Annotated in this window: 8 protein-coding genes; 1 reads left to right on the top strand and 7 read right to left on the bottom strand. The window is 65.7% G+C overall.

Annotation, left to right across the window (positions count from 1 at the left end):
• Positions 1-4 precede the first annotated feature (4 nt).
• On the top strand, positions 5-1672 hold the full coding sequence (gene hutU, locus ACI6S0_RS08715) for a urocanate hydratase (RefSeq protein WP_434405548.1): 1668 nt from the start codon (positions 5-7) through the stop codon (positions 1670-1672).
• Between the two features lie 19 nt (positions 1673-1691).
• Here the strand turns inward: hutU and ACI6S0_RS08720 are convergent, their stop codons facing one another.
• The 7 genes from ACI6S0_RS08720 to ACI6S0_RS08750 all read right to left on the bottom strand — a co-directional run bounded on the left by ACI6S0_RS08720 (position 1692) and on the right by ACI6S0_RS08750 (position 13331).
• The gene (locus ACI6S0_RS08720; RefSeq protein ID WP_434405549.1) at positions 1692-2702 is read right to left on the bottom strand and encodes a glycosyl hydrolase family 8; all 1011 of its coding nucleotides are present in this window, start codon (positions 2700-2702) and stop codon (positions 1692-1694) included.
• Complete coding sequence (gene bcsD, locus ACI6S0_RS08725; protein ID WP_010339109.1) at positions 2692-3156, bottom strand: cellulose biosynthesis protein BcsD; 465 nt, start codon at positions 3154-3156, stop codon at positions 2692-2694. Before bcsD ends, ACI6S0_RS08720 begins: the two co-directional genes overlap by 11 nt.
• Positions 3156-6530: a cellulose synthase subunit BcsC-related outer membrane protein gene (locus ACI6S0_RS08730; protein WP_434405550.1), complete on the bottom strand. Its 3375-nt coding sequence runs from the start codon at positions 6528-6530 to the stop codon at positions 3156-3158. The genes bcsD and ACI6S0_RS08730 overlap by 1 nt, the downstream gene beginning before the upstream one ends.
• Positions 6527-10903, bottom strand: coding sequence for a UDP-forming cellulose synthase catalytic subunit (bcsA, locus tag ACI6S0_RS08735; protein ID WP_434405551.1), 4377 nt, complete (start codon positions 10901-10903; stop codon positions 6527-6529). Before bcsA ends, ACI6S0_RS08730 begins: the two co-directional genes overlap by 4 nt.
• The gene (locus ACI6S0_RS08740) at positions 10900-11619 is read right to left on the bottom strand and encodes a ParA family protein (protein WP_017499185.1); all 720 of its coding nucleotides are present in this window, start codon (positions 11617-11619) and stop codon (positions 10900-10902) included. Before ACI6S0_RS08740 ends, bcsA begins: the two co-directional genes overlap by 4 nt.
• A complete protein-coding gene (locus ACI6S0_RS08745) occupies positions 11619-11966 on the bottom strand; it encodes a hypothetical protein (RefSeq protein ID WP_099230088.1) in 348 nt (115 codons plus the stop codon). The genes ACI6S0_RS08740 and ACI6S0_RS08745 overlap by 1 nt, the downstream gene beginning before the upstream one ends.
• 192 nt (positions 11967-12158) lie before the next feature.
• Positions 12159-13331 carry an FAS1-like dehydratase domain-containing protein gene (locus ACI6S0_RS08750; protein WP_125996869.1) on the bottom strand — a complete coding sequence of 391 codons (1173 nt, stop codon included), beginning with the start codon at positions 13329-13331 and terminating at the stop codon, positions 12159-12161.
• Positions 13332-13557 lie beyond the last annotated feature (226 nt).

Genomic DNA, 13557 nt, shown 5'->3' on the forward strand with positions numbered 1-13557 from the left:
CTCCATGACCCGCACCGACAATAGCCGCATCATCAAGCCCGCCACCGGCTCCAATCTCAGCGCCAAGAGTTGGCTGACCGAAGCGCCGCTGCGCATGCTGATGAACAATCTCCACCCCGATGTCGCCGAGCGGCCCGAGGAACTGGTCGTCTATGGCGGCATCGGCCGCGCCGCGCGCGACTGGGAAAGCTATGACCGGATCGTCGAGACACTGAAGCGGCTGGACGACGACCAGACCCTGCTCGTGCAGTCGGGCAAGCCAGTCGGCGTGTTCCGCACCCATCGCGATGCGCCCCGCGTGCTGATCGCCAACTCCAATCTGGTGCCGCACTGGGCCAATTGGGAGCATTTCAACGAACTCGATAAGCGGGGCCTCGCCATGTACGGCCAGATGACTGCGGGTAGCTGGATCTATATCGGCACCCAGGGTATCGTGCAGGGCACCTATGAGACTTTCGTCGAGATGGGGCGCCAGCATCATGGCGGCAGCCTCAGCGGCAAATGGCTGCTGACGGCGGGGCTGGGCGGCATGGGCGGCGCGCAGCCGCTCGCCGCCGTCATGGCTGGTGCTTCCTGCCTGGCGATCGAATGCCAGCCGAGCCGCATCGAGATGCGCCTGCGCACCGGCTATCTGGATGTCGCGGCCGCGACGATCGAGGAAGCCATGGCAATCATCGAGAAAAGCTGCGCCGACAAGAAGCCCGTCTCGGTCGGCCTGCTCGGCAACGCGGCCGAAATCCTGCCCGAAATGTTCGCGCGCGGCATCCGCCCCGACCTGCTGACCGACCAGACGAGCGCCCATGACCCGGTGAATGGCTATCTGCCCGCCGGCTGGAGTGTTGCCGAGTGGATCGAGCGGCGCGAGCGCGAGCCCGAAGCGGTGGCGAAGGCCGCCAAGGCCAGCATGGCGGTCCATGTCCGTGCCATGCTGGATTTCCAGGCCGCCGGCGTCCCCACCACAGATTACGGCAATAATATCCGCCAGATGGCCAAGGATGAGGGCGTGGACAATGCTTTCGACTTCCCCGGCTTCGTGCCCGCTTATATCCGCCCGCTCTTCTGCCGCGGCATCGGCCCGTTCCGCTGGGCGGCGCTGTCGGGCGATCCGGAGGATATCTACAAGACCGACGCCAAGGTGAAGGAATTGCTGCCCGACAATGCCCATCTCCACAACTGGCTCGACATGGCGCGGGAGAAGATCCACTTCCAGGGCCTGCCCGCGCGCATCTGCTGGGTCGGGCTTGGCGATCGCCATCGCCTTGGCCTCGCCTTCAACGAGATGGTGGCGAAGGGCGAACTCAAGGCCCCCGTCGTCATCGGCCGCGACCATCTCGACAGCGGTTCGGTCGCCTCCCCCAATCGCGAGACCGAGGCGATGATGGACGGGTCGGACGCGGTCAGCGACTGGCCGCTGCTCAACGCCCTGCTCAACACCGCGTCGGGTGCGACCTGGGTGTCGCTCCACCATGGTGGCGGCGTCGGCATGGGCTATAGCCAGCATAGCGGCATGGTGATCGTCGCCGATGGCACGGCGGAAGCGGCCGCGCGGCTGGAACGGGTGCTGTGGAACGACCCGGCCACCGGCGTGATGCGCCATGCCGATGCGGGCTACGAGATCGCGCGCGACTGTGCCCGTGACAAGGGGCTCGACCTGCCGGGGATATTGGGCTGAGCCACCAGCTCAGCCCCGATCAGGCGAGCTTGCCGGCCAGCATCTGCAGCGAGGCCGCATAATAATCGGTCGACAGGCCTGCCGGTTGCGGCAGGCCCATGATCTTGCCGGCAATCGCCATGCCACCCGCCGACAGCGCATAGGGCGCGACCTCCCCGGACTGGACATCGACCCAGGCCGGGATCGGCTGTTGCCGGGTCACATAGCCCTGCCAATAATCCCGGATCGGCTTCAGCAGCGCAGCCCGGCGCCCGGCCTGGGCATAGAGCGGCACACGGATCGCGTCGAAGCCAAAACGGGCGGGCTTGCCCACGGCCGGCACGACCATGTCATGGCCCGTCACATCGACCCAATCGGTCGGCAGCTTGAGCGGACCGAATTGCGCCGCCGCCATCAGCGCTTCGCTGTCACTGATGATCCGCCCCCAGGCAGCATCCCCATCCAGGCGACGGAAGGCGTCGAGCGCGGGCCAGACGAAATAGGAAGGGTTGAGCGTCACCGCCTCTGGCGTGACGAAGCCCTGCAGGCCGGGCAGCAGCAATTTGCGCCCATGGCGCTCCAGCACCAGATGCTGGCGGATCGCGGCGCGGATCTCGGCCGAACGGCTGGCATAGCGCCCCTCGCCCCAGCTTTTCGCGGCTTCGGCCAGCGCCCAGGCAATGAACAGGTCGCCATCGGTCGCATTATTGGTGTCCGCCACCGGATTGGGCTGCCGCGGGTCATAGCGCCAGGCGTAAAGCGCCATATCAGGCCGGACCAGATTGCTATCGGTCCAGCGCAGGATAGCGTCGAACGCTTCCCGGTCATCGTTCCACAATGCCAGGCCCAGGCCATAGCCCTGCCCCTCGCTATGGCTGACACCGCCATTGCCATTGTCGATGATGCGGCCGGACGGATCGAGAAAGGCGGCCTTGAACCGGGCCCAGTCGCCATTGGTCACGCTGCTGCCCCGCGGCTGACGCGCCTTGGCACAGGCTGCTGTGAAAACCAGTCCCATCCCCACCAGCAACGCACGCCGGTCAACGCCCATGGCGTATTTCCATGATGCCGTCGCGCCATTGCAGCACGGATGTATGCAGGTCCGCGCCGCCGCCCAGCGCCCGGAACCAGGCGTCATAGGCGCCACGCAGCAGCGGCGGCGCCATGTCCGCCCAGCGGCCATCGACATCGCCCTGGAGCGTTTCGGGCAAACCGACATGCTGGATCATGATTGCATCGTCCGTCATCCGCAATTGCGCCTCACCCCAGCCCAACGTCCGCCACAGCCGGTTGATCCGCGCCATCAGCGCATCGCCGTCCGAAATGTCGGCGACCTGAAGCAGCGACGCGATGCGCCGACCGACCGCGCCGAAAAAGGCATCGGCCTGACCACGGGTCGCGGTGCCGAACACCTCGCTGCCGATCATCGCGGTCAGCAGCGACAGCCCGTCCATCGTCCACTGATCGGTTTCGGCGGGCTGATATTCCACGGCTTCCCGGATCATCAATTGCCTCCCAGAGACTGTTTGATCCCAATCAGCGACTTGAACTCGTCATAGCTGCCGAAGGTGTTGATGCTCATCTCACCGCCGACCCGCGTGCTGGGACTGACACGATAATAGATCGAGCCGTCCGCCGAAAGGGCAAAGCCGGTCTTGCTCAGGCTGTCATAATAGGAGCGCACATCGCTGTTCTGGGCCTTGAGGCCATCCAGCACCGCCTGTGCCGCCGGATCGGTCGGATAGACGTTGACCTGATCCTGGCTGTAGCTCTGATAGCCAGGCGCCACGCCCGCCTTCACCTCCAGCAGGTCCGACGCATAGGCATAACGCACCGGCAGGCTGATGCTGAAGAAGCTCTGCGGGCTGAAATAGCCGCCAAAGCCGTAGGTGAAGTAGTTCTGATTATTGTCGAAATCCTGATAGTTCACATTGACGCCGCCGGTGATCGACGAGCGATCGCCGCGATAGAAGGGCAGATAGCCACCGACATTGGCCTGGAAACCATGGTTCTTGCGGACATCATGCCCGGCATATTTATAATAGGACAGGTCGCCATAGACCCCCGCCCCGTCCTGATCATAGGAGAAGGATGCGCCGCCGCCGGTCCGCATCACCTGCCCCCACATCGCCCCGGTCACGGGATCGCGTGTGCCAGCATAGGACAGGACGCTGTCGGTCACCGGCTTGCGCTCGAACCAGGCACGCGCCGTCGCATAGGGCGAGAAACGCGGGCTGATCGCCGCATGCCAGGTCACGTCGCTATCCTCGAAACCGAGCGGCGTGACGCCGACCTCCAGTTTCAGAAGTGGTGTCTCGTAGCCGGCCGACAGCGCCACGCCGGACGCATGCTGGGTATCGGCATCCACCAGCGCGGACTCCTCCTGATCGACGATCCCCTGCGCTTCGGGCGTCGCATTGCGGCCGAAGCGGGCGAGCCCCGACCGGCTGGGACGGCCGGCATCCAGCACCACCGCTTCCGCCCTCGCCTTGATCCGCCCGTTGCCAAGGCTGGTGGACACTTCGGCCGATCCGGTCAGTTCCTTGAGTTCGCTTAGCCCCGCTTCACCCGATCGCTCGCGATAGCCGGTGCGCAGTTCGGCGCGTGGGCCGCTGTCACGGGTCAGGGTTCGGATCTCGGTCTGGATACGGTCCATCACCGGATCGCCGCTCGTCATCATGGATCCGCCGGGCGCAGACGCCGGCACGCCGACCGGCGGATAGCCGCCCGGCATCGGCGCAGACTGGGCCACGACCGCAGGCGGGAAGCCGCCGGCTTCGCCAGCCTGCGGCATCGGCGCGAACGCCATGCCTGCCGGTGACGGCGCCTGTCCGGCCAGCCGGGCGCCCGATCCCAGCGCGAACGGATTGACCGCCGCAGGAGCGACCGCAGCCGACTGGTTGCGGAACGGGTTGTTGCCCTGCATCGTCGCGGCGAAGGGATTGCTGGCGGTGACATTGCCTGCGCCGCTCTGCGCGGCATAGACTTCCTTCGCGCGCTTCAGATAGCGCAGCGCGGCGCCCTCGTCGCCCCGCGCCTGCTCCATCCGCGCCGCCGCCATGTAAATCTGATAATCATTGGGCGATTGCTGCAAGGCGCGCTCGATCGTGGCGCGCGCCAGATCCTTGTCGCCCGCTGCGCCCGCCGTCTCGATCAGGCCCATCAACGCGCCCTTGTCATTGGGCGACTGGGCCAGGACCAGTTGGTAGGTCTGCGCCGCCTGGGCCGGCATGCCACCGGACTGATAGAGCCGTGCCAGCGCGGCCAGCACTTCCTGATTGCCCGGCGCGGCGTTCCATGCGCCTTGCAGCAGGTCGAAGGCCTGGGCGTTCTGTCCGGCCAGTCGCAGCCGATCCGCCTGCGACGCCGCCATAATGCCGTTCATCCGCGCAACGACACGCTGGCCGTCGGGCGTATTGCCCGCCAGTTGCGCGGCGCGCTGCACGGCGCTGGTGGCAAAGGCATCGCGCCCGGTCTTGGCCAGCACGCGCACGATCGGTTCATAGCCGGCCGGGTCGGTGATGGTCCCGGCGGTCAGCGCCTGCTGCGCCAGTTGCGCCGCCCCTTCCCGGTCACCCAGTTCGAACATCGCGTCGGCCACAGCCGCCTGCTTGGTCGGGTCGATGCCGGGGGTCGCAGCCAGTTGGCGCAGCGCCATCAGCGCATCGGCCTGCCGGCCCTGCGCGGCCATGGCCTTGGCCCGCTCGATCGCACCATCCACCTTCAGGCCGACGGCGAAATTGCGCATCTGTTCCGTGCGCTGCATTTCGGGAATGCGCGCCATCAGCGTATCGGCGGCCGACGCCCGGCCGCGATCGGCGTTGAGCAACGCTGCCGCATAGAGCCAGTCCGGGTCGCTCGACGATCCCAGCGAGTTGATCAGCGATTCCGCCTCGGGCAGGCGTTGGCGCTGGATCAGATAGCGGGCAAACTCGTAACGGATCCACGGATCCTGCTGGTCCAGCAACAGGCCGGAATGAAATTCCTGTTCGGCGGTGACATCATCGCCGCGCGCGGCCGCGGCACGGGCGCGATCGCGCGCCGCCCGGCTCGCCAGCCGACCATCGGACTGTTTCGTCCCTTCATTTGCCTGCCGGTAGAGATCTGCCGCATCGGCATAGCGCCCCTGCCGCTCATAGATATCGGCCAGCAATTCGAGCGCCGGGCCACGCTGCGGATAACCGGAACGGACCAGCGCCTCGGCATCGGCCTGCGCTTCGCCAAGCCGCCCCTGCGCCAGCGCCGCACGCGCATCGGCCAGCCCGCCAAAGAAGCGGGCGGAGGCCAGCGCCTGCGCCCATTGCCCGGCCGAACCGCGCTGCGACGCCTGATCGAGCAGGTCACGCGCTTCGCCAAAGCGCCCCTGGCGCAAGCGCACCAGGCCAAGGCCGCCCAACGCGTCGGCATCGTTGCGATTGGCCGCCACGGCGCGCTCGAACGCCCGCTCGGCGCCATCCAGATCATTGGCGTCGAGCGCCTTGAAACCGCTCGCGCGCGACGCGCCGCCGCCAGTATTGCCGCTCGGGCGCGCGGTCTGCGTCCGATTTGCCGCCGAGGGGGCCGCAGCCGGCGTGGGCGTCGGGCGTGGCGTCGTTTCGGCGCGCCGTGCCGGCGCGGGCGTGGGCGTGGGTTTGGGTGCCGGCTGTGCCTTGGGCGGTGGGCCGGCAAGCCCCTTGCGCGCTTCGGCATTATTGGGATCGAGCGCCAGCGCCCGGCGATAGGCCTGGTTGGCGAGATCCTGCCGCCCCTTGGACTGCCAGTAGCGGCCCTGCTGGATCAGCGGCGCAACGCCCGGCACATCGGCCAGCGTCGGCAGCGGCGCCATACAGGCCAGCGCCAGGGCGGCGCAGGTGACACGCAGGCGGAGGGTGCGGCTCATGCCTCATCCTCCTTGCTCAGGCGGCGGCGCTGCTGCCGGCTGAGGTAGAGATAGAGCGGTCCGGCGAGGATGAGCGCCGCGAGCAGGCCACAGGCGGCCATCAGCAAAGGACGCTGGCTCAGCCAGAAGGCCGCCTTCATCCAGAAGGGCAGGTAACCGACCCAATAGCCGGGTCCGACGGCAAAGCTGCTCATCCCGTCGCCGCTGGTGACGGCCAGGTCGCCCTGGATCTGGGCGTTGATCTTGGCATCGGCCATGCCGCCGACCAGATCGGGCAATGCGCGCGGATCGTCCGCCAGCAGGGCCACGACGCTGCGACCATTCTCGAACGGGGATTCGAAGCCGACAATGCCGGCAAAGCCGCTGGACGAGGTCACGAATGCGTCCGCTTCGCCATCACCCGATCGATCGAACGGCGAGAAGAAGGCGAAGATGCGCTGGACCGGGCTCATCTCCGTCACCTGCAGCCGGCCATTTTCATAGCGGACCGGTGCGCCGGCGAAGAGTTGGTCGGAACCCGCGACGCTGCTGCCACCGATAACGATGATGTCACGCCCCTGCAGCCGCTCGCCATCGACCGCGTTGGCGACGACGACCCCGGTCACTGGCGCGCCGGTGGAATCGCCCATGCGGCCCATCAGCACCAGGAAGGCCTCGACCGCCCCGGCCGAAGGCTGGCCGCCCATCAGCACCGTGGTCTCCGACAGGTCGGGACGGATGGTGAAGGGATAGCCGGCGCCGGCAAAGGTCGCGAGATCGGGCATGTGCAGCGCATGATAGGCGCGGCTGAGGTCGATGCTGCTGCTCGGACGCACGCTGACCCGGACATTGTCGGGCAGCGTCCCTTCGCACTTTTTCTTGTCGGCAATGATCAGATTATAGTCGAAAATCAGCTCGTTCTGGCCGAACAGATTGTAGCGCGGCAACACGATCGAGGCGCTGGAATCGTTGGACGATGCGCCCTGCGCCCCGAACAGGCTGTCCCACCAGCCAGCCCCGGCGAGCGGCAGCGTGCGCAGATACTGGTTGTTGATCGAGACATCGAGGCGCGAGGCACGACGATCGAGCCATTTGGCCGCCGGATAGCGATAGCGCAGGTCGAGGCGACCGCCCTGGCGCGGCCAGAAGAAGAGGTCGGGCGCGACCCGGAAGCGCGCTGACAACGGGCCAGGCGGCAGGCCCATGCCCTGCAGCGCATTGGCATCCATGATCTCGCCCAGCTGAACCGGGCGGTCGGTGCGCAGCCAGCGCGGCGCGGCATAGCGCGCATAGGTCGGGATGCGGACCCCATCAAAGTTCATCCGCGCGCCGCTCAGCACACCGCGGCCGCTGGCGATCGCCGCAGCGGCCAGCTTCAACTCGCTGGCGTTGCGGCCCATCACCACCAGCAATTCGCCGAACGTGTCGCGCGGATTGCGGATGACCGTGGCGCTCGGCCCGGTGATCGACAGGTTGAGGCCGGCGATCGGCCGGTCCGGCGTCGCGAACAGGATCGCGTTTCCGGTCGGGATCTGGTTGTAGACCGGCTTGAACGAAAAGCCGCGATAGCTGGCTTGCGCACCCAACCAGGAGGCCAGGCTGGCGGCCGCCTCCAGCTCGCCTGCGCGCGGCGTGCCGGCGAAGACGAAGGGCAGGCGCAGCGGCAGATTGTCGTGCCGGTCGAAGAAGGGACCGGGCAGACGGCCCAGATCCGGCGCCATCGGCAGCGTCTGGACGCTGAGGTCGAACCAGGACCGGACATTGCTGATATTGGCCCAGAGCGAACTGTGGAACGGATCCTCGCAATCGCGCGCATAATGGCCGACCAGGCGCAGGTTCAGCTGGTTGTCGCCCGGCAGGAACAGCGCCGGATTGACCGGAATGGTGATGTTCTGACCACCGGATTCCGCCGGGGTCAGGCGAATGGTACGCACCACTTCGCCGTTCAGCAACACGACCAGCTGGCTGAGGTCGCCGAGCATCGCCGGCGACCAGGCGAAATTCAGCGTCAGGCTGCTGTCGGTCACCACCTCGTTGCGGCGCATGCCGAAGGGAATGCCGATTTCGCCGCGCGTGCCGGCCAGGCGGATCGGCATCTTGACCTGCAGGTCGCGGAAGCTGAGCCGCTGTTTCTGCACGCCCGCTGCGGTGGCGGGTGCCAGCGTCGCCGCAGGCGCCTGTGCCGCCTGCGCGAAGGCGCGATCGCTGCCTGCGAGCGCCAGCGTCCCGATCGCGGCCAGGCCCAGCAATGCGGCCGCGGCCTGCTTGGCGGCTTTCGCAGCGGCGGCCAGGCGAACGGCCTTCTTCTGCTTGCGGCGCTCCGTGCGGTTGAGGCGGAACAGGCGCTTGAGGGTCATATAGTCGACCACGATGATATCCCAGAGAGAGTGCAGGGCCGAAACCGGCTTGCGGGGGGCAGCGGGCTGCCAGGCATCGGCACGGCCCATCACCGCGCGGACAAGGTGGCGCGAAGAGATCATGTCCAGTTCCTGGAAGCGCAGATTGACCTCGCCCCGATCGAACCGGACCATTTCGACCGGGATCGTCAGCTTCTCGTCACCCATCGGCAGCGACATATAGGCGACGCGCCGGTCGCGCAGCGGGAAGTCGGGCGGCACGGCGATCGCGGCACCGCCCATCGAAATGTCGATCGTCGTCGCGTCGATCACATAGCCATCGGCCATGTAGAGGGTGACAGGCAATTCGGTGACGATACGGATATATTCGCGCGCCTGCCGCGTCTCGCGCGCGACCGAAACGGCGGCGATCAGGATGATCAGGCTGAACACGGCCCAGACGACGTTCAGCACCAGCGTATCGGTCTGGATGTTAAACAGATGCGGAAAGAAGACCCGCTTCACGATCGCCAGCCCGATGCCGAAGATGATGAGGCCGATGCAGATCAGGTGCGGGCGCACCGTCGACAGGTCGAAATAGGTCCGGTCGAGCAGGCTGCCCTTGTCCGTCACGTTGAACTTGCCCTTGCGCGGCTGGAAGAAGGTCATGACCGTCGGGCGCGCGAGGTGGAAAGCCAGGATCGTCTCGTAGATTTCGCCCCAGAACGGTCGGCGATCCCCGCCCTGCGTATTGGCCGATGATGTCATCGAACAGACCAGATGAGGCAGCGCATAGGCGAAGATCAGCGAGGCCGAGGCATGGATGATGTTCTGGCCGAAGATCAGATAGGCAAGCGGGCTGGTCAGGAAGACGATGCGCGGCAGCGGAAACTGGAAATGCAGCATCGCATTCAGGTAGCAAAGTCGCTGCTGCCAATTGAGGCCACGCCCGAACAGCGGATTGTCGATCCGCAAGATCTGCGTCATGCCGCGCGCCCAGCGGATGCGCTGGCCGATATGCAGCACCAGCCGCTCGGTCGCGAGGCCGGCGGACAGGCGCGCGCCGATATAGGCGGTGTTCCAGCCCATGCGCTGCAACTTCAACGCGGTATGGGCGTCCTCGGTCACCGTCTCGCCGGCAAAACCGTTGGTCTGGGCCAGCGCATCGCGGCGGATGACCGCGCAGGAACCGCAGAAGAAGGTCGCGTTCCACAGGTCGTTGCCGGACTGGACCGCGCCGTAGAACAGGTCGCCCTCGCCCGGCAGGTCGCGGACCGTACCCAGATTGCGCTGGGCGGGGTCGGGCGAATAGAAATGGTGCGGCGTCTGCATCAGCGCCAGCTTGGGATCCTGCTGGAACCAGCCGACGGTCATCTGCAGGAAGGCGCGGGTCGGCACATGGTCGCAGTCGAAGATGGCGATCAGTTCGCCATTGGTCTTCTTCATCGCGGCATTGAGGTTGCCGGCCTTGGCATGAAGATTGTCGCCGCGGGTCAGATATCCGCAGCCGGCCTGGCGCGCGAACGCCTGAAACTCCGGCCGGCGACCGTCATCCAGGATGAAGACGCGGAAGCGATCGGCCGGATAGTCCATGTCCATCGCCGCGAACACGGTGTTGCGGACGATTTCCAGGCTTTCATTATAGGTCGGAACATAGACGTCGACGCTGGGCCACTGATCGGGCTCCCCCTCGATCTCGACCACTTCGCGGTCAAGCGGCCAGCCAGTCTGCAGGAAGCCCAGCACCAGGATCAGCCAGGCATAGACTTCGGCCAGATACAGGCCCGACCCCAACAGAAATTCCGCTAATGTGCCGAACTCCAGCGTTTCGGTGGTGCGCCAGAACATGTAGCGGGTCGATACGATCATCGACAGGATCGCCAGCACCAGCAGTGCGCGGCGGCTGCGCATGCGCCCCAATATGGTCGCGCCCACGATGGTGATGCCGGCAAAGATCCACTGTGCTTCCAGATCGAGCGGCACGGTGATCGCCAGCAGGGCGAACAGCCCGGCCAGCACCAGCAGTCCGTTGCTCAGGATCGCCTGCCGGGCCTTCACGAAGCCGCCTCCTCGGCTGCCTCGACCAGGCCGGCCGCCTGTTCCACGGTCGTCACCAGCCTGCGCAGGTCGTTGAGCGCCACGCTGGCCGGCGCGAAGCGGGCCAGCGGCTCGAACATCGCGCTTGCCTCGTTCACCGCCTCGTCACGGCGGATTGTGCCGAGCAGCTTGCTGCCGAACAGTTCACGCAGGAAGATATGGGTGTGGCGCGACAGACGATGGGTATCGTCCAGATGGTTGAGCACGAACCCGGTCTTGGCAAGATCGATCGTCGCGGTGCCCGGCTCGACCTTGGGCAGGGCCGCCAGCGATCCGGGGCGCGGATGCAGGGGACAGACATGCAGGGCGGCATGCGGCAGCAACATGTCCTTGGTCTCGCGGTCACCCGCCGCCACATCAGCAATGAAGATCTTCTTGCCGGCGAACGGCGAATGATCCGGCTTGCCCAGCAGATCCTGGAAGGTCGCGTCACGACGCAGGCCATAAGCGGAAAAGAGCGCGACGCCCGACACCGCGATCTGGTCCGCGCTGCCGTCGTTCAGTTCCGGCAGGCCCTGGGCCGGGGTCAGGCCGAAATAGAGCTTGAGAGAATCCTGATAGGTGAAGTCGAGCGCGCTGACATCATGCCCGCGTTGCGCCAGATGGATCGCCAGTTGCGCCGCGATGAAGCTGGTGCCGACGCCGCCCTTGGGTGAATGACAGAGGATCAGCGGCATCAATAATCTCGCTTGTCGGGATCGTTCGACAGATGGCCCAGGAAATCGCGCAGATTGCCGCGCGGCGCAGCGGATGGCGGCGCGTCCTGATAGGCGTCGAACATGCTGGTCACATTGGCGCGGGGTGCGGGCGCATGTTGCTCGGGCTCGGCGCGGCGGACCGCCAGCACGGCTTCAGCCTCGCGCGCTTCCAGCTTGGACAGGGGGCGTCCGACCACGCGCGGGTCGGTCAGCAGGGCCTCGAAAATCGGCCACAATTCCATGTCCGCGAAACTGTCCGCGAACTCGCGATAGCGAAAATCCCGGCGCCCCAGCCGGGCCAGAAGGCTTTCTGCGTCGGAGCGCATGGCCCTGTTCTCCCTGATATCCAAGGAAAACCTAGAGTAAAATGGTTAACAAAATCTTTAGAAATTCGAAGAAGTTGCGCCATTGCGGGCACTGCGTGCGACGCACCGTTCGTCGCACGCAGGAAAATCCCCTTTTTGCTTCAACATCTTGGCACTGCGAGCCGCAAAAACGCGCCGCGGCCATTGCCGCGCTTATTTGCGCGGCAATGCAACTTCCGCCTTGGCGGTCGCCAGGGTTGTGCCCAGTTGATTGACCATGCGGCAGTCGATCTGCACCACGTCGCGACCGTCATCGTCGACGAACTTGTCGACCACCGTACCGGTCATGATCGTGATGTCGCCGGTGAAGGCCGGCCCACGATAGGAAGCGACCGAATGGGTCACCATGCCCCATTCGCCGGCCCAGCCCGCCAGATAATCGACGATCCAGGCGCCCATCGACGCGCCATAGCCATAGGCGCGCGGCATGCCGATGAAGCGGGCCCAGCGCGGGAAGAGATGGCCGCGCGACGGGCCGAAATAGGCGCCGTCGGTCAGTTCCGGATTGATCCGCTCCATCACCGGGTCATTTTCATGTCCCGCCATTTCCTTGACGAAGCCCAGCGCCTCCATGTCGAGATCGGTGCGGCGGTGAGTGCCGCCCCAGATGGTGAAAAGATAGGCGCGCCATTCGGTGGTGAAACTGGCGATGCTGTGCGGGCCGATGACACGTTCGGGCAGCGCGGCGCCGATCTGGATATCGTCCCAATAGCGTTTGCCATGGCCCAGTTCGTGCAGCATCTGCACCCAGTCGAACTTGCGATCCTGGATCTGCGCCAGTTCCTCGTCGCTCCACACCGGATCTTCGGTGCCCTCGACCACATCGGTCGTCTTCTCGCGCCCCGCCTCGGCCAGATAGCGGATCGAGGTCGAGCGCTGCTTGGCGATCAGTTCGCCATTCTGGTTGTAGTAATTATTGTCGCCACGCTGGAAACAGGTCGGCCCGGCGAACTTAGTATCCTTGACCGTATAGTCGAACGGAATGCGCTCATTATGGACCAGGTCGCCGCCCTGGATGCGCGGACCATAGAACCACCATTCGTCGCCGCCGAACAGCAGGTGCGAATTGGGGATGGAACCGACGCAGGCCGGTCCGGCGCCATGGCCATCATCCATCGTCACGGCAAAGCTCTGCGGCGCGACCAGCCGCCCCCAGCGCCCTTCGGCGGCATAATCGGCATCATAATGGAGCAGATTGGGATAATGCATCGCCTGCGCCCAGCGGCGGATATCATTATTGTGGATCGGCTCGCGCATCCGCGCAGGCTGCATCGGCTTGCCGAGATATTGGTCGATGTCCGAACAGTCGAAGACGGCTATGCTCATGGTTCCCCTCCGAGGAAATCTTTGTTCTGCCCTGCCATGGCGGAGCAGCGCCCGCCGGCACAAGTCCACGGCCGGTGACAGCATGCGCACAAACGAGCGGGAACATCCCGCCAGGCCGCAGAAAAGCGCGGTTTTTCGTCGTTTATCGCGATGCCGATGTTTGCCCTGTACGGCCCGGCGCTTGAACAGGGCGGCGATCGCAGCTAGATTGCGGCCTCAATTCACA

The sequence above is a fragment of the Sphingobium sp. DN12 genome, from assembly GCF_051058005.1.
GTDB classification, from domain to species: Bacteria; Pseudomonadota; Alphaproteobacteria; order Sphingomonadales; family Sphingomonadaceae; genus Sphingobium; species Sphingobium yanoikuyae.

Coding starts and splice junctions, on each gene's coding strand:
- bcsD (WP_010339109.1), bottom strand. CDS start 3,156: ATGATCCGGGAAGCCGTGGAATATCAGCCCGCCGAAACCGATCAGTGG.
- ACI6S0_RS08750 (WP_125996869.1), bottom strand. CDS start 13,331: ATGAGCATAGCCGTCTTCGACTGTTCGGACATCGACCAATATCTCGGC.
- ACI6S0_RS08745 (WP_099230088.1), bottom strand. CDS start 11,966: ATGCGCTCCGACGCAGAAAGCCTTCTGGCCCGGCTGGGGCGCCGGGAT.
- hutU (WP_434405548.1), top strand. CDS start 5: ATGACCCGCACCGACAATAGCCGCATCATCAAGCCCGCCACCGGCTCC.
- ACI6S0_RS08740 (WP_017499185.1), bottom strand. CDS start 11,619: ATGCCGCTGATCCTCTGTCATTCACCCAAGGGCGGCGTCGGCACCAGC.
- ACI6S0_RS08730 (WP_434405550.1), bottom strand. CDS start 6,530: ATGAGCCGCACCCTCCGCCTGCGTGTCACCTGCGCCGCCCTGGCGCTG.
- ACI6S0_RS08720 (WP_434405549.1), bottom strand. CDS start 2,702: ATGGGCGTTGACCGGCGTGCGTTGCTGGTGGGGATGGGACTGGTTTTC.